Consider the following 16,375-nt stretch of genomic DNA (forward strand, 5'->3'; position numbering starts at 1 on the left):
GCGACCCGGTTCTTCGACACGAGAGCGACTGTCTCCTATGACGCGACTCACGTGTCACCTATCAACTGTCACCTATGTCGTGAACCCAGACACCCCATTCTCCGCCAGATATGATGGCCCCGACTTCCGCTGATCTCGCGGAGGCGGGGCCTTCGCTGTTGTGCTCGGGGGACGCGTGATCCTAGACGAAGACAGCTTCAGACGATGGAGCGACTTCCGACCCGACGCACTGTTTCGAGTGACACTCTGGGCGACGGAGGAAGGCGGTCTCAGCCACTCCATCGGCGGTGGAATCCCCTACGTCGGTGTTCCGCTCCACGTCGATGATGGCGTGCCACACATGAACGACTGTCGTCTGTTCCTCGGTCGGCATCCACTCGAACCAGGCAGCAGCAGAGACGTCCCCGTCGCGTACTTGTGTCCGGATGAGGCGCTGTCCCGATTTCCGGTCGGGACGTCGGTGAAACTGTGGGCCGGCCGATTCGTCGGTGAGGCGATAGTGCTCGCCACCTCACAGCCCGAGACCCCGCTCCCTACACTCCGAGCAATGGGTGTGGTCTGACACCAGCCTCAGCGCCCACGACCCCGCGGCCCCGAACACGCGCACACTAGAGTGAGCACTCCCACGACCGAAGGGGCGGACATGACGGACGACGCGGCCTGGCCCGCCCTCCCGGTGGAGAGCTGGACGCCGACCCGCGACACCCTGCACATGTGGACGCAGATCGTCGGGAAGATCAGGATGGCGCTGGCCGCGCCCGTCAACCACTGGTGGCACGTCACGCTGCGCGTCGACGCCCGCGGGCTCGCGACGGGTGGGATCCCGGTGGGTTCGCGGCTGCTCGAGCTCGCCTTCGACTTCGTCGACCACGTGCTGCTCGTGCGCACGAGCGACGGCGGCCTGGTGACCGTCCCGGTGCCCGGCCTCTCGGTCGCCCGGTTCTATGCCGAGGTGTTCGACGCGGTGCGCCTGCTCGGTGTCGAGGTCGCCATCCACCCGTCGCCGAACGAGGTGGAGGTGGCCATCCCGTTCGCCGACGACACCGTGCACGCCACCTACGTGCCCGAGCAGGCGAACGCCTTCTGGCGGCAGCTCATCCAGGCGGACCGGGTCCTCCAGCGCTTCCGTTCCGGGTTCGGCGGCAAGGTCAGCCCCGTGCACTTCTTCTGGGGCGCGATGGACCTGGCCGTCACCCGGTTCTCCGGACGCACCGCTCCCCCGCACCCGGGCGGGGCGCCGAACTGCCCGGACAGCGTGATGCGCGAGGGCTACTCGCACGAGCTCAGCAGCGCGGGGTTCTGGCCGGGCGGCGGGTCCGAGGGCGCGTTCTACTCGTACGCGTATCCGGCCCCGGACGGCTACGCGGAGGCCGACCTGCCGGACGGCGCGACGTTCAGCGCGGAGTTCGGCGAGTTCCTGCTGCCCTACGAGGTCGTGCGGACCTCCCCCGACCCGGACGCGACGGTGCTCGCGTTCCTCGGGGCCACCTACGACGCGGCCGCACGACGGGGAGACTGGTCCCCAGACCTGCTGATTCGACCGCACCACGCGAGGAGTGAACGATGACGGACGGAATCGACCCGAGCGTGCCGCCGAGCGGCACCGGCTGCGTCGAATGCGAGGCCGACGGCGGCTGGTGGGTGCACCTGCGCCGCTGCGCCGCGTGCGGGCACGTCGGCTGCTGCGACGACTCGCTCTCGCGGCACGCCCGCGCACACGCCGCGGCCACCGGGCACCGCTACATCCAGAGCTTCGAGCCGGGCGAGGACTGGTACTGGGACTTCCGCACCGACCAGTACGCGGAGGGCCCGGCGCTGGCTCCCGCGACGAGCCACCCGGAGGACCAGGGGGTTCCCGGACCGGCGAGCCGGCTGCCCGACGACTGGCGCACCCTCCTCCAGCAGCGGGCGGACACCGAATGACCTACCTGGACAAGTCGGCGCCCGAGGCCTGGCAGGCCGCCAGAGCCTGGTCCGCCGTCGTGGCGGAGACCGCGCTCGCCCACGGGCTGACGGCGCAGGAGGTCGAACTCCTCAAGGTGCGGGCCTCCCAGCTCAACGCGTGCGCGTACTGCCTCGACCTGCACTCGCGCGAGGCCAGGGCGGCGGGCGTCCCCCAGCAGAAACTGGACATGCTCCCGGCCTGGCGCGACGCGGAGCTCTACGACGAGCGCGACCGGGCGGTGCTGGCCGTCGCCGAGGCGGCGACGCTTTTACCGCTGACCGAGGACGCCCGCGCGGACCTCATGGGGGCGCGCTCGGTGCTCGGGGAGGCCGCATACGTCGCCGCCGAGTGGATCGCGGTGGCGATCAACGCGTTCAACCGCATCTCGATCCTGAGCGGCCACCGGGTGAACGCGCGCGACACGGAAGGGCGTCTCGTCCGCTGATCTGCGCGTGCATATATGAAAGTCATGTTCACCCGCGTAAGATTGCGCGCATGAACACCGACTCACTCGCAGCGCAGGGAACCGCCCGCGTGGCGTGGATCCGCTCCCGGATGGCACTCCTGGCCGCGACGCGCGAGGAGTTCTCGTCGTCCCGGCCGTTCGCCGGGCACCGCATCGGGATGTCCCTCCACGTCGAACCGAAGACCGCGGTCCTGGTCGAGACCCTCGCCGCCGGGGGCGCGGAGGTCGTCGGGACCGGCAACTTCGGCTCGACCCAGGACGACGTCGTCGCGCACCTGAACTCCTTGCCGAACGTCACCGTCTTCGGCGCCCGCGACGACTCGCTCGAACAGCACGGCGCCAACCTCGCGAAAGTCCTCGACGCCCGGCCGGACATGCTGCTCGACAACGGCGGCGATCTGGCTGCCGGCCTCGTCGAGCGCGGTGCGATGGACACCATCATCGGCGGCACGGAGGAGACCACGAGCGGCGGTGACCGCCTCCGTTCCGAGCTGGCCGGGCGCGTGCCCGTCCCGATCATCGTGATCAACGACAGCCTGCTCAAGGCGATCGGCGAGAACAAGCACGCCGTCGGCCAGTCCGCGGTCGAGAGTTTCATGCGGATCACCAACGTGATGGTCCCTGGGCGCCGCTTCGTCGTGTTCGGGTACGGCTGGGTCGGCCGCGGTGTGGCGCAGTATCTGCACGCGCTCAACGGCAAGGTCGCGGTCGTCGAGGTCGACGAGCTCAAGGCGTTCGAGGCGACCCTCGACGGCTTCCGGGTCGGGACGGCGGCCGACTTCGCCGAGTGGGGGGACGCCTTCATCACCGCCACGGGCCGCCCGAACGTGCTGACCTACGACGTGATCGAGCGCATGCAGGACGGTGCGATCCTCGGCAACGTCGGCCACTTCCCGTGGGAGATCGACGTTCCCGCCCTCCGCGCCCACCAGACCGGCAGCACCGAGATCGTCAGTGCCGTCGATCGCGTCGCACTCCCCGGCGGCAAGCACGTCGTGCTCCTGGCCGGCGGGCGCATGTTCAACCTCGCCGGATCGGAACCGAAGGGGAACTCCATCGAGTCGATGGACCTGGGATTCCTCCTCCAGGCGCTCTCCCTCGAACGCGTCGCCACGAGTGCGTCCCTGCTGCAACCGGGCGCGCAGCCTGTCCCCGACGACATCGATCGGACGATCGCCCGCCGGATCATGGCGACCCTCCACGCATCGTCGTAGCCGGAGAGGAACCCCGATGTCCGACTCACCCGAGTACGCCGCTCCGGCGATCGACAAAGCGCTCGACATCCTCGAGCTGCTCGCCGAGAGCCCGGCGCCGATGAGCCAGCTCGAGATCGCCACCGCGATCGACCGTTCGGCGGCCCAGATCTTCCGGCCGCTGCTGCGGCTGGAGAAGCGCGGCTACCTCTACCGCGACCCGCAATCCGGGTTGTACCGATTGTCCCTGCGGATGTTCGACCTCGCGCACCGGCAGGAGCCGCTCCGGTCGCTGCTGACCGTCGCGATCCCAGCGATGCGCGAGCTCGCCGCCGACATCGGGCAGTCCTGCAACCTGGGAACGCTCGACAACCGCAGCGTGCGGATAGTCGCGCAGGTCGAGAGTCAGGCCGACTTCGGATTCCACGTCCGCGTCGGAGCGCTCTTCGACGTGGCGCACACCGCCACCGGGATGGTCCTGGCTGCGTTCTCCGACGAGACCTTCGACGGGGTGGACGACGACCGGCTGGACGCGATCCGGGCCGAGGGCGCGTTCGTCCTGCCCGACTCCGCGCAGCCCGGGATCACCGATGTCGTCGTCCCGATCCTCCGCTCGAACGGGCACGAGGCCGTCGCTGCGATCACCGTGCCGTACATCGCGACCAGCTACAGCAGCTCGGGGACCGGCGCCGTGCTCGACAGGACCATCGAGGCCGCACAGCGCGTTCAGGCCGCACTCGGCGTGTGAGATGGGCGGGGCTCGGCCGCGAGCCGTCCCGCTCGGGCCGTCGTCCCCGGCGGCTTAGCTCTGCTGCTCCGCGAGCAGCCGGCGCTGCCGCAGGTAGCGGTTCTCCTGGTAGGCCCCGTGGATCAGCGCGAGCACGACGGCCGTCGCCAGGCCACCGACGATCGCGGCCACCAGGCTGTGCCCGAGCACGTACACGAGGAGGGCGACCCCGACTCCGGCCACGATCGAGTTCACGATCGCGATGGCCGAGGAGATGGTGAAGAAGACGCCGCGGCTATAGCCCTTCTGCCCGATCTCCAGCAGCTCGTTCGGGGCGCTGCCCGGCGGGATCGGGAAGAAGCGCCCTGCGCCGGGGAGCAGCGTCCCGTAGTAGCGGCGGATGCGCTGGATCGAGGCGAGGGCTGCGACGTCCTCGAGGGAGGTCTGCACGAGCCGTTCGTACGTGAAGACCCCGAGGATCACGATCACCGGGATGATGACGGCGAGGAAGCCCGCCGCGAACGGCGTCGCGGCGAGGAAGCCGAACGCGACGAGCGCGCTGGAGAGCGTCATCAGGTAGAGCGACGCCCGGCTGCTCGACTCGCTGACGGTGATGCCGCGGGCGGACTCCAGTACGAAGTGCTCGGTCAGCAGCGCGTTGTAGAACGCGAGCGGCCGATCGGCGAGGACACCCGCGGAGTCGTTTGCGTCAGGAAGGGGCGTGTGCTCGCCGGTGTCGCCGCTCATCCGATCCGTACCTGTCGCTGCATCAGGCCAATGTCGCAGACCGCGGGGCGGTCTGCAAGGAGAGCGCTGGTGTCCGCGAGGCAGGTGCGTCAATAGAATATGTTAATTCTTTACGGCTAGACCCTTGCGACCCCCTAGTGGACACCGATACGGTGCGGTGAAGTGCTTGATACCGCGCTTTACACGACAGTCGATTTGAGGAGGAGCTGCATATGCGACGTCGAATGTTCATGGGGATGGGCGCGCGGAGGATGACCCCGACGCCGGGCACGCTGTCAGGAACCGCGTTCTTCATGGGCGCGGCGGTCGCCAAGACCGTCCCGAACAACACTCTCTACACGTATCCCTGACACCACGATCCAGCGCGGGAAGACAGTCGGACGCATGACAACTGAGGCATTCAACACGGCGGAGGAAGTGAGACGCCTCCTCGACGAAGGTCGTATCTCGGAAGAAGCCCTCCAGGCGATCACGGGCATCACACCCGAGGCCTTGCGCTCATTCGTGAGCGAGGACGCCAACGGTCTCACCGCAGAGCCGCAGGCGCTATCGGGAGACCAGGGCGCACGCTTGTCCGTCCTCGCCGCGCAATTGACAGTGGGGATGCGGATCGACGACGACCAACGGCTCACGTCGATCTACGAGTCGCTGACCGTCGAGTGCCGACTCAGCCGATCGAGCATCGCAGCATTGACGGGAATCGCCATCGAGGATCTGGAGCGTGTCCTGAGTGACCCGCAGGCCGTTTCGTTCGAGAAACGATACGAGCTCGCGATCAAGGGCGCGTACCTCATCAACGCCGTCAACCTCGCGCGCGGGAACTGACGCCCGGACACCCCCGCGTCCGCGAACGCGGGGGCGCCCAGCCGCAGCGCCCGTGTCAGCCGCCGTACTCCGTGACCGTCTCCGGACCCTGGTGTGTCGGCGTCACCGGGTTGCCGGTGTCGTTGACGACGTGGTCGATCGTCCCGGCCTTGTTCAGCGACACCGTGCTCAGGTCGTGCAACCGCACGCCCGGCGTCAGCGGCACTTCGAACGCGCGGCTCGCGTGGAGGGTGGGGTCGACGTTGGTGTAGATGTAGCTGCCGGCGCCCCACAGCTCGTGCGTCGTCACCGTGTCCGCCACCTTGTACGCGGCGTAACCGAGCGTGCCGTCGTGCTGCCAGGCGGCCTGGTCCGGCGCGTCGTACGGCAGCTCGTTCTGGAAGAACACGGTCCGGCCGTTCTCGCCGTTCCAGATCACGTTGTACTTCTGGAAGTGCTCCACGAACAGGCCGGTGGCGGTGACGTCGTCGCCGTTCACGACCAGGCCGGTGTCGGAGGTGTTCTGGGTCCAGCCCACCCCGGTCCCGTGGTCGGCACGCCAGAGCCACAGGTCATCCAGCAGCACGTGATCGCTGTCGACCTGGACTCCGACCGTCGCCTTGCCGGCGTGCGGGCCGCCGACGCGCAGGAAGACATCCTGCAGCGAGATCGGGTCGGCGGCTGTCGAGCCGCCCTGGCCGCGCTGGTGCTTCGTGCCGACCTGGACCAGGACGTCCGAGTTCACGGGTCCGGCATCCACCGTGAGCCCGGCGACGTCGACGCCGGGGACATCGTCCACGACCAGCGGGGTGGAGCCGTTCTCCGCGGTGAGCGTCGCGAGGCCGAGGCCCAGCACGACCGTGCCCGCTCGCTTGACGTGGATGGACCGGTCGATGGAGTAGACCCCGGGCGTCAGCAGGAGGTTCTTGCCTCCGGCGAGCGCCGCGTTGATCCGGCTGATCGGGTCTCCCGGCTTCGCCACGTAGAAGTCGGACAGCGGGATGGAGCGCCCGGCGGAGCCCACCGACGTCCAGCTCGTGCCGCTCGAGTTCGTGGTCGCGGGCGGCACGACGACCGAGAGGCCGCCTGCACCCTGCACCAAGTACGGCTTCTCGCGGGAGGCCGGCGTGGTCGGGAGCGTGGTGTACGGCGGCGTCGGGAAGCTCTGCGCGGGCGCGCCCTGCACGCCGGAGAACACCTGGTTCCACACCGCGTTCGACCAGCCGCCGATCGACGAGTCCCGCACGTAGAACTGCTGCTGGCTGCCGTTGACGATGGTCGCGCCGACCTTCGAGTCGGCGAGGAACCCGCCGCTGGCGTACTGCGGCCCTGCTGTGCAGTAGTCCATCAGCGACATGCCGCCCCCGGTGATGTCCATCCGCCGCATCGGGGCGGCCTGCGACACCGCCCAGAACTCGGTGTTGGTCTGGCAGCCAGAGCCGCCGGCGACGGCGATGTGGAGATTGGAGATCGACCGCCAGAAGTTGTCGAGGGCGATGCACCCGCTGCCGTCGGTGAAGCAGCGGTTGTAGACGTCCACAGAGCCGTTGATCGTCACGTCGTCGGGCGACGCGCCGAGCCCGGCGACCTCGGTGTAATAGCCGACCTGGAACCTCAGCGGGTTCGCTGGGCTGCCGTACGTGCCGGGCGCGAAGAGCAGCGCGTACCGGCCCGTCCCCATCTCATCGTTCACCTGCTGGGCCGCGATGGCGTCGACCTTCGCCTGGATCTGCGCCTGCGGCACGTCCGGCGTGAACACGATGACGTTCGGGCCGAGGTCGGAACCGGTCGGCGGGGGCGGGGCTGCGACGGCGCCCTGGGCGGTGGCGAAGACGCCGAGGACGACGGCGGCTGCTGCGGCGATCGCTGCGATGCGATGGCCGCGGCGCGGGCCGGTTGCGTGTTGTGACGATGTAGGCACCGATGAACCTTCTTCCCTGGAAAAAGACGATGCGGCGCCCCCGAAGCCCGATGTCGGTCCCCCGACGGACGCCGCTGACCGTCGAGAGTGCAACGCCCAGCACTGTAGGACCGGTCGGCCGGGATGTCGAGACTGTACGTGGGGAGCGACGCCGCCTCGGAGGCCGGTCCGGCCGGTCCTCGAACTCGCTCGCGGGTTAACGCGTTTAGGATATTGAGGACGAAAGGGAGGCGCGAGTGGCGAACAGTGAATCCGACTCCCCCCAGGGGGCGTCGTTGGAAGTGATCCTCGAGGGCATCGGGGACACCGTGCGCGCACGGAGGAAGGCCCGGGGACTGACCCTCAGCGCGATGACCCAGCGCACCGGGCTCAGCACCGCGATCATCAGCCAAGTCGAGCGCGGGCTCGCGAATCCGTCCTTCTCGACCCTGGCGCAGATCGCGCACGGGCTGGACATCCCGGTCGGCGAGCTCTTCTCCCAGCAGCCGGTCTCCCGATCGCCCGTTGTGCGGAAGTCGGATCGACGCAACCTTCTCTCGACTGTGCCCGAGGCGCGCGGCCGCACCGTGTTCGAGCTGCTGTCGCCCGACCTGCACGGGACACTGGAAGCGCTCTGGGTCGAGACTCCCCCTGGGCACGACTCCAGCGGCACCCCCTTCACCCACCGGGGCGAGGAGTTCGGGGTCATCCTCTCGGGGAGGAAACAAGTCTTCATCGATGGCGAGAAGTACGAGCTCGAAGAAGGCGACTCGATCACCTTCAACTCGACGATCCCGCACTGGTACAAGAACACCTCGGACGAGGTCTGCACCGCGCTCTGGGTCATCTCCCCGCCGAGCTGGTGACGGAGCCGTATGACACTGCCTCTGGAGGGCCTGCGGGTCATCGACCTCACCCAGGTGATGCTGGGGCCGTCCTGCACGCAGACCCTCGGCGACTTCGGCGCGGACATCATTAAGGTCGAGCGCCCGGGGGCCGGCGACCTGTCGCGCGTCGGCGTCTTCGCCGGCGCTGACGAGAATCCCGTCTTCACGGCCCTCAACCGCAACAAGCGCAGCATCGTCATCGACCTCTCCTCCGCGGAGGGCAGGTCCGTCCTCCGCGATCTGGTCCGGGACGCCGATGTGATCGTCAGCAACTTCCGGCCGGGGGTCATGGAGCGGCTGGAGCTCGGCTACGACGACCTGTCCGCGATCAACCCGCGGCTCATCTGGGCGGCCGGCTCCGGGTTCGGCCGCAGCGGGCCGTACGCGCACAAGGGCGGCCAGGACATCCTCGGCCAGGCGTACTCCGGCGTCATGAAACGCCGAGCGGACCCGGGGCATCCCGTCGCCATCTATGCGACGCCGATCGCCGACTACACTGCGGGCCAGCATCTCGTACAGGGCATCCTCCTCGCCATCCTCCAGCGCGAGCGCACGGGTGTCGGTCAGGTCGTGGACGTCAGCCTCCTCAACTCGATGCTGGCGCTGCAGATGCAGGAGGCCACCGCCCGCCTGACGATCGATGAGGAGCTCAACTGGGCCCTCATGCCGCTCACCGGGTGCTTCCCCACCCTCGACGCGGAGATCGTCGTCATCGGCGCGTTCAAGCCGAACCCCCTCGCCGACATCTGCGCCGCGCTCGGCCTGCCCGATCTCTCACTCGACGAGCGCTTCAGCACGCTCGCGGCCCTGCGCGAGAACCTGACCGAGATCCGCGGAATCCTGGCGGGCCGGTTCCTGGAACAGACGACGCAGCACTGGCTGGCCGCGCTCGAAGCCGAGGATGTGCTGTGCGGGCCGGTCCTGGATCTGGCGCAGGCGCTGGAGGACGTCCAGACCGTCCACAACGGCATGATCCTCGAGTTCATCGACGCGGAGGGTCGCCCGGTTCGGACCATCGCCTCCCCGATCGGGCTCTCGGCCGCCGAGCCCGCGGTCCGCCATGCTCCTCCCCGGCTCGGCGAGCACACCGCGGACGTGCTGCACGAACTCGGCTACTCCCCCTCGGTCGTGGCCGAGTTGAAGGCCCGGAAGGTCGTCGGCTAGTACCTTTACTATTGTTAACGCCTTCGATATAGTTAACAAACCTTACGCCGGAACCCCCACCGGATCGTCCGCACGAGACGCTACCCCCTCGTCAGCCGACCTTCGACGTACGCGGCGCCGCCCCAGCAGGGCGACGCGCAAGTGATGTTTCCACGCTCTCGAAGAGGAGAAGACATTGATTGACAATGAAGTCAGCACCCTACCGAGTACCCGCGCCCGGCTCACCCCGGAGACGCGCCGAGGCCTCACCGCCCTCGGGCTCGGCGGCACTCTGGAGTGGTACGACTGGATGCTGTTCGGCCTGATGGCGTCCTACCTCGGCCCGAAGTTCTTCCCCGCCAGCAGCCCCGTCGCCGCCACCCTGAGCGCGCTCGCGGTGTTCGCCGTCGGGTTCTTCTTCCGGCCGGTCGGAGGCATCATCCTCGGCACGTTCGCCGACCGTATCGGGCGCCGGAAGATCATGATCCTCAGCATCGGCCTGATGGCGATCACCACCCTCGTCATCGCCGTCTGCCCGACCTACGCGCAGATCGGCCCGTGGGCGGGCATCATCCTGCTGCTCACCCGCATCGTCCAGGGCATCTCCACCGGCGTGGAGGGGCCGCTCGCGACCGCGCAAGGCCTCGAGCTCGTTCCCGAGGGCCGCGAAGGGACCGTGGCGGGCACCATGAGCGCGTTCGTCAACTTCGGCATCCTCGCCGCCTCCCTCCTCACCTTCCTGACCGTGCTCGTGCTGGGCCCGGCCGCGATGGCGGACTGGGGCTGGCGGGTCCCGTTCGCCATCGCCGTGGTCGGCAGCGTCGTCGTCCTCTACCTGCGACGCCGCCTGCCGGAGACCATGACGCGCGAGGAGCTCGAAGAGGCGTCGACCGGCGCGATCTGGACCAGCGTCGGACGCAACTGGCTGAGCGTGCTGGCCATCGTCTTCGTCGTGGGCGCGGTCCAGGTCTACAACTACGCGTGGACCACCGGGCTGCCGAGCACCGCGCGCACCGTCATGAACGAATCCCCCACTGCGGTCTTCGGGATCACGACGCTGCTGTCGGTCGTCATGGTGATCGGATCCCTCATCGTCGGGAAGCTGGTCGACGGCAAGGCGCTGTCGACGTGGTTCATCTGGACGCGGGCCCTCGCCATCCCGTCGATGTTCCTGATCCTGCTCTACGTCAAGCCCGGGATCGGCGCCTTCGCCGGCGTCATGCTGGGCGGCTCCATCGTCATGGTGCTGAACATGACCCTCTACAACGTCGTGACGTCGACGCTGATGCCCAAGGCGTCGCGCGGCGCGGGCACGGCCCTGGGCTACGGCCTCGGCGTCGCGATCTTCGGCGGCACGGCCGCGTACCTGGTGGTCTGGTGCGCCTCCATCCACCAGACCTGGCTGTTCTCGGTCTACGGGGCGGTCCTCATGGTCATCAGCATCGTGCTCTACGTCCTGGCGCGCCGCATCAACGGCATCCACATCGGAAGGTAACAACGAATGTCCTCGCAACACCTGCTCATCCTCTCGGACGAGCTGTCCGCCCCGATCGTCTCCCGCTCCGACGTCCTCGTCGTCGGCGGGGGGCCGGCCGGAGTGTCGGCAGCAGTGACGGCGGCGCGCAGCGGAATGTCGGTCACCCTCATCGAGCGCTACTCCTACCTCGGGGGCCTCGCCTCCGGCGGGATGGTCCTCGTGCTCGACGACATGATCAACGGCCAGGAGATCACCGTCACCGGCATCGTCTCGGAGTACATCGAGCGACTGCAGAAACTGGGCCTGGCCGTCGTCCCGCCCGCCGAGGACCGGGCGATGTCGCAGGAGCTGTGGAACAAGTGGGGGCGCTTCGGCACCTTCGACTTCCACAGCCACTCCCACCCGAAGCCGATCTGCTACGCGGCCGCCTTCGATCCGGACGGCTGGAAGCGCGTCTCCAACGACCTGGTGCGGGAGTCCGGGGTCAACCTCGTGCTGCACTCCTTCTTCTCTCGGCCGATCGTCGACGACGGTGTGATGAAGGGCGTCATCGTCGAGACCAAGGCGGGCCCGGAGGCGCACCTCGGCACGGTCGTGATCGACACCACGGGCGACATCGACGTGGCGTCCCGCGCCGGCGCCGACTTCATCCAGGGCTCCTACATCACGACCCTCGTCTTCCGGCTGGGCGGTGTGGACACCCGGCTCGCCGAAGAGTACGAGCAGCAGAACCCGAAGGAGGCGCGGGCCATCAACAAGCAGGTCAAGCGGATCCTCGGCGGGGCCTGGGACCTGTGGTGGCTGAAGACGCCGCTCCCCGGGGTCGTCTGGTGCAACGCTCCGCACATGAGCGGGTTCGACGGCACCGACCCCCGGTCGCTGACCGAGGCGGACTTCGCGGGCCGCGACCGCATCAGGGAGGCCGTCGACTACGTGCGCGAGTTCCTGCCCGGCTTCGCGGACTCCTATGTTCTCGACACCGCCCCGCAGATCGGTGTGCGGCAGACGCGGCTCCTGCAGGGCGAGTACGTCATGACGAAGGACGATGTCGTGCAGCGTCGCCACTTCGCGGACACGGTCGCCCGCGGCCGCGACTACTACTACCCGTACCGCTCCCTGCTCCCGAAGAACGTCGACCAGCTGCTCGTCGCCGGCCGCCACTTCTCGGCGACGTCCGACGCCCAGAAGTCGTCGCGGGAGATCCCGCCGTGCATGGCGATGGGGCAGGCGACCGCCGTGGCGGCCTCCCTGGCCGTCCAGCAGGGCATCCTGGTGCGCGACGTCGATGCGACGGAGATCCAGCGCGGAATGCGCGAGCACAACGCCGACCCCGGCGATCGCCCCGCCGCCAACGCCCTCATCGAGGACGTCGAGCCGGTGGCGGTCGCCTCATGACGCCGTCGCAGGACTCCGCCGGCGCCGCTGCAGCGCTCCCCCTGGCCGGGATCAGGGTCGTCGACTTCACCCAGGTCTTCATGGGGCCGAGCTGCACGCAGATGCTGGGCGACTTCGGCGCCGACGTGATCAAGGTCGAACGACCGGGGGCAGGCGACACCTCGCGCAACTCGCTCCCCGACCGGGATGGCAAGGACAACCCGATCTTCCTCTCGATCAACCGCAACAAGCGCGGCATCACGGTCGACACCAAGCAGGAGGAGGGCCGCACGGTGCTGCGGGAGCTGATGGCGACCGCCGATGTCGTGGTCAGCAACTTCCGTGCAGGCGTGATGGAGCGGATGGGGTTCGACTACGAGGAGCTGCAGGCCGTCAATCCACGGCTCATCTGGGCGTCGGGAACGGGGTTCGGGCCGACCGGACCGCACTCCGGCCTGGGCGGTCAGGACGTCATCAACCAGGCCTACTCGGGCGTGATGTGGCGGCGCAGCTCCGACGAGGAGCCGCTGTCGGTCTACCCGACGACCCTGTGCGACTACACGACGGGCATGCACCTGTTCCAGGGCATCCTGCTCGCCCTCCGCACCCGCGACGCCACCGGCGAGGGCCAGCGGGTGGAGGTGAGCATGTACGACTCCATGCTGCACATGCAGATGCAGGAGGCGTCCATGCAGCTCAACCGGGGCTTCGAGGTCAACTGGGGCGCCATGCCGCTGACCGGGGTCTTCGCCACGACCGACTCGGCCGTGTGCTTCGTGGGAGGCTTCTCCCCCGACCCGCTCCTGCGGATCAGCACCGCGCTGGAGTTCGGGGAGGACCTCACCCTGCGCCAGGAGTTCTCGACGTTCGAGAAGCAGGTGGAGAACCGCGCCGCACTGCAGGACCTGCTGGCCCGGCAGTGCGCGACGAACACCACGGCCCACTGGACGGCGCGCCTCGAAGCGGAAGGGGTCCTCAACGCCCCCGTCCACACCCTGGCCGAGACGCTCGCCGACCCGCAGACGGTCGCGAACGGGATGATCCTCGAAGCCGACCATCCCGTGGCCGGCCGGTTCAGCATGCTGAACGCGCCGATCCACCTCTCCGAGACGCCCGCCACCGTGCGCCGCGTCGCTCCCCGCCTGGGCGAGCACAACGTGGAGGTGCTGCGCGAACACGGCTTCGACGAGGAGACCATCGGACGACTGCAGGAACTGGGAGTGCTCTGATGACCGACGACGTACGCTACGAACTCGACGCCCGCGGGATCGCGACGGTCACGATCGACCGGCCCCAGGTGCTCAACGCGGTCGACCGCCGCACGCACGAGCGGCTGAACGAGATCTGGGCCGAGATCGAGGCGGACCCTGCAGTGCGGGCTGTCGTCCTCACCGGAGCGGGCGAGAAGGCGTTCTGCACGGGCGCCGACATGTCGGCGTCGGGCGTCGGCAAGACCGGCCTGGAGTACTGGGCGGAGCTGGACCCGAACGGGTTCGGCGGCCTGAGCCTGCGCGGCACCCTCGACATCCCGGTGATCGCCAAGGTGAACGGCTACGCCCTCGGCGGCGGCATGGAGATGGTGCTCGGCGCCGACATCGTCGTCGCGAGCGAGAGCGCGCGTTTCGGACTGACCGAGCCCCGGGTCGGGCGGCTCGCCCTCGACGGCGGCATCCACCTCCTGGTGCGGCGGGTTCCGTACACGCAGGCGATGGGGATGCTGCTGACCGGAAGGAAGGCATCGGCGGCCGAGATGGCGGCGATGGGACTCGTGAACGAAGTGGTCGCCGCCGACGAGCTCGACGACGCCACCGAGCGCTGGATCGCGGACATCCTCGCCTGTGCGCCCACCTCGGTGCGCGCCGTCAAGCAGATGGTCTCCCGCACCGCGCAGCTCAGCGCCTCGGAAGCCCGCGGAATGCGGCTCCCCGCACTGATGGCGGCACTGGACAGCGAGGACGCCGTCGAAGGCATCGCCGCCTTCCAGGAGAAGCGGCGGCCGGAATGGAAGGGACGATGACGGCCCCCGAGCGCGCCACCGCAGCGCTGGAGCGCGGCGTGTGGGGCGTCGTGGCCACGCCGTTCGCCGGGCCGGTCCGGGACCTCGACCTCCCCAGCCTCAGCCGGCTGGCCCGGTTCTACGAGGCCTGCGGCGCCACCGGCCTCACGGTGCTCGGGGTCTTCGGGGAGGCCTCCTCGCTCAGCCCCCAGGAGCGCACGACCGTGCTGCGCACCGTCGCCGACGCCACGGAGCTCCCGATGGTGGTCGGCGTGAGCGCCCTCGCGACCGCGCCCGCGATCGCCGAGATCATGTCCGCGCGCGCCGCAGTGGGCGACCGGGTCCGCGCCGTCATGGTGCAGGTCAACAGCGCCTCCCCCCGGGTCGTCATCGAGCACCTCCACGCCATCCACGCCGCGGCCGGCATTCCGATCGTGCTGCAGGACTACCCGGTCGCGAGTCACGTCACGGTCTCCACCGAGAGCGTGATCGAGATCGTCGAAGCATGCCCGTTCGTCTGCGCGGTCAAGGCCGAGGCGCCGCCGACAGCCGTCGCCATCGCCCGGATCGTCGAGCGCGTCGGCGTCTCGGTGTTCGGTGGGCTCGGCGGGCAGGGCCTGCTTGATGAGCTGGCTGCGGGCGCCGCCGGCGCGATGACCGGGTTCTCCTTCCCTGAGGCGCTGGTCGCCTGCGTGAGCGCGTGGCACGCCGGGGACAGGGACGGCGCACGGGAGGGGTTCCTCCGTTACCTCCCCCTCGTCAACTACGAACAGCAGCCGCGGGTGGCGCTCGCTCTGCGCAAGGACCTGCTGGCACGGCGAGGGCTCCTCAGCGAGGGGGCCGTGCGCCCGCCCGCTGCGGCGTTCCCCGACCAGCTGCGCGACATCGCCGCCGACCAGCTCGCTCGCGCCGAACTCATCGGGAAGGACCGCTAGATGGACCTCGGACTCACCGGACGCACCGCCTTCGTCGCCGCCTCCACCGCCGGTCTCGGACGTGCCGTCGCCGAATCGCTCGGACGCGAAGGCGCGAACGTCGTCATCACCGGACGCCGGCTCGCCGCAGCCCAGGAGGTCGCCGCGGCGCTCCCCTCGGCGATCGCGGTCGAACTGGACGTGACCGACGCAGCCTCCCGCGCAGCCGCGATCGCCGCGACGGAGACGGCGTTCGGCCCGATCGACATCCTCGTGATCAACGGACCGGGGCCGAGCCCGTCGACGGCCGCCGACCTGAGCACGGCCGACGTGGCCGCGGCCTTCGACCAGCTCGTCTCGCCGGGGCACGACCTCATCCAGCGCACGCTGCCCGGCATGCGCAACCGCGGCTGGGGACGGATCCTGGCGGTCGGATCCACCGGGGTCGTCGCGCCGCTCCCCCACCTCGCCGGCTCCAACCTCGGCAGGGCTGCGCTGGCCGGGTACTTGAAGACGCTCGCGAGCGAGGTCGGCGCCGACGGCGTCACGGTGAACATGCTCCTCCCGGGCCGCATCGCCACCGACCGGGTCGCCCGGCTCGACGCGGCGCAGGCGGAACGGGAGGGGATCGACGCGGAGGACGTCGCCAGGCGCTCCCGCTCCACCATCCCGGTCGGCCGCTACGGCACCCCGGACGAATTCGGGGATGCCGCCGCGTTCCTCTGCAGCGCACGCGCCGGCTACATCACCGGAGTCGCGTTGCGCTGCGACGGCGGCCTCGTCCGCACTCAGTAACACCCAT

The 16,375-nt window shown here is 69.3% G+C and carries 17 protein-coding genes; 15 read left to right on the top strand and 2 right to left on the bottom strand.

The features are described 5' to 3' along the window. Nucleotides 1-643: 643 nt before the first annotated feature. From ACFQ9V_RS17000 to ACFQ9V_RS17020, 5 genes are read left to right on the top strand one after another with little or no spacing between them, the layout of a single operon-like run. A complete protein-coding gene (locus ACFQ9V_RS17000; RefSeq protein WP_382460297.1) occupies nt 644-1,567 on the top strand; it encodes a DUF5996 family protein in 924 nt (307 codons plus the stop codon). Then, nucleotides 1,564-1,923 (top strand): UBP-type zinc finger domain-containing protein, encoded by a 360-nt coding sequence (locus ACFQ9V_RS17005; RefSeq protein ID WP_382460298.1) that lies wholly within the window; start codon nt 1,564-1,566, stop codon nt 1,921-1,923. Before ACFQ9V_RS17000 ends, ACFQ9V_RS17005 begins: the two co-directional genes overlap by 4 nt. Then, nucleotides 1,920-2,390, top strand: a complete 471-nt coding sequence (locus ACFQ9V_RS17010; RefSeq protein WP_382460299.1) for a carboxymuconolactone decarboxylase family protein — start codon at nt 1,920-1,922, stop codon at nt 2,388-2,390. The genes ACFQ9V_RS17005 and ACFQ9V_RS17010 overlap by 4 nt, the downstream gene beginning before the upstream one ends. A gap of 50 nt (nt 2,391-2,440) precedes the next feature. Beyond that, a complete protein-coding gene (locus ACFQ9V_RS17015; RefSeq protein WP_382460300.1) occupies nt 2,441-3,625 on the top strand; it encodes an adenosylhomocysteinase in 1,185 nt (394 codons plus the stop codon). 16 nt (nt 3,626-3,641) lie between these two features. Next, on the top strand, nt 3,642-4,352 hold the full coding sequence (locus ACFQ9V_RS17020; RefSeq protein WP_382460301.1) for an IclR family transcriptional regulator: 711 nt from the start codon (nt 3,642-3,644) through the stop codon (nt 4,350-4,352). A gap of 54 nt (nt 4,353-4,406) precedes the next feature. Here the strand turns inward: ACFQ9V_RS17020 and ACFQ9V_RS17025 are convergent, their stop codons facing one another. Beyond that, on the bottom strand, nt 4,407-5,078 hold the full coding sequence (locus tag ACFQ9V_RS17025; RefSeq protein ID WP_382460302.1) for a hypothetical protein: 672 nt from the start codon (nt 5,076-5,078) through the stop codon (nt 4,407-4,409). A gap of 212 nt (nt 5,079-5,290) precedes the next feature. Here ACFQ9V_RS17025 and ACFQ9V_RS17030 point away from each other — a divergent pair, with 212 nt between their 5' ends. Further along, complete coding sequence (locus tag ACFQ9V_RS17030) at nt 5,291-5,428, top strand: hypothetical protein (RefSeq protein ID WP_382460303.1); 138 nt, start codon at nt 5,291-5,293, stop codon at nt 5,426-5,428. Between the two features lie 34 nt (nt 5,429-5,462). Next, nucleotides 5,463-5,903: an HTH domain-containing protein gene (locus ACFQ9V_RS17035; protein WP_382460304.1), complete on the top strand. Its 441-nt coding sequence runs from the start codon at nt 5,463-5,465 to the stop codon at nt 5,901-5,903. Between the two features lie 55 nt (nt 5,904-5,958). On the opposite strand, the gene ACFQ9V_RS17040 is transcribed toward ACFQ9V_RS17035, so the two are convergent. Then, entirely contained in the window at nt 5,959-7,803 is a 1,845-nt protein-coding gene (locus ACFQ9V_RS17040) for an adenylyl cyclase (RefSeq protein WP_382460305.1), read from the bottom strand. 281 nt (nt 7,804-8,084) lie between these two features. Between ACFQ9V_RS17040 and ACFQ9V_RS17045 the strand changes: the two genes are divergently transcribed. From ACFQ9V_RS17045 to ACFQ9V_RS17080, 8 genes are all read left to right on the top strand, one after another. After that, complete coding sequence (locus ACFQ9V_RS17045) at nt 8,085-8,648, top strand: helix-turn-helix domain-containing protein (protein WP_382460348.1); 564 nt, start codon at nt 8,085-8,087, stop codon at nt 8,646-8,648. Between the two features lie 9 nt (nt 8,649-8,657). After that, nucleotides 8,658-9,833, top strand: a complete 1,176-nt coding sequence (locus ACFQ9V_RS17050; RefSeq protein ID WP_382460306.1) for a CaiB/BaiF CoA transferase family protein — start codon at nt 8,658-8,660, stop codon at nt 9,831-9,833. 175 nt (nt 9,834-10,008) lie between these two features. Then, complete coding sequence (locus tag ACFQ9V_RS17055; RefSeq protein WP_382460307.1) at nt 10,009-11,307, top strand: MFS transporter; 1,299 nt, start codon at nt 10,009-10,011, stop codon at nt 11,305-11,307. Nucleotides 11,308-11,313: 6 nt separating this feature from the next. After that, nucleotides 11,314-12,684, top strand: coding sequence for an FAD-dependent oxidoreductase (locus tag ACFQ9V_RS17060; protein ID WP_382460308.1), 1,371 nt, complete (start codon nt 11,314-11,316; stop codon nt 12,682-12,684). After that, nucleotides 12,681-13,892, top strand: coding sequence for a CaiB/BaiF CoA transferase family protein (locus ACFQ9V_RS17065; RefSeq protein ID WP_382460309.1), 1,212 nt, complete (start codon nt 12,681-12,683; stop codon nt 13,890-13,892). Before ACFQ9V_RS17060 ends, ACFQ9V_RS17065 begins: the two co-directional genes overlap by 4 nt. Beyond that, nucleotides 13,892-14,680, top strand: coding sequence for an enoyl-CoA hydratase-related protein (locus ACFQ9V_RS17070; RefSeq protein WP_382460310.1), 789 nt, complete (start codon nt 13,892-13,894; stop codon nt 14,678-14,680). The genes ACFQ9V_RS17065 and ACFQ9V_RS17070 overlap by 1 nt, the downstream gene beginning before the upstream one ends. Further along, nucleotides 14,677-15,594, top strand: coding sequence for a dihydrodipicolinate synthase family protein (locus ACFQ9V_RS17075; RefSeq protein ID WP_382460311.1), 918 nt, complete (start codon nt 14,677-14,679; stop codon nt 15,592-15,594). The genes ACFQ9V_RS17070 and ACFQ9V_RS17075 overlap by 4 nt, the downstream gene beginning before the upstream one ends. Continuing rightward, the gene (locus ACFQ9V_RS17080; RefSeq protein ID WP_382460312.1) at nt 15,595-16,368 is read left to right on the top strand and encodes an SDR family oxidoreductase; all 774 of its coding nucleotides are present in this window, start codon (nt 15,595-15,597) and stop codon (nt 16,366-16,368) included. It begins immediately after the preceding gene. Nucleotides 16,369-16,375 lie beyond the last annotated feature (7 nt).

Origin of the sequence: Leifsonia sp. NPDC056665, assembly GCF_042791795.1 — a bacterium.
GTDB lineage: Bacteria > Actinomycetota > Actinomycetes > Actinomycetales > Microbacteriaceae > Leifsonia.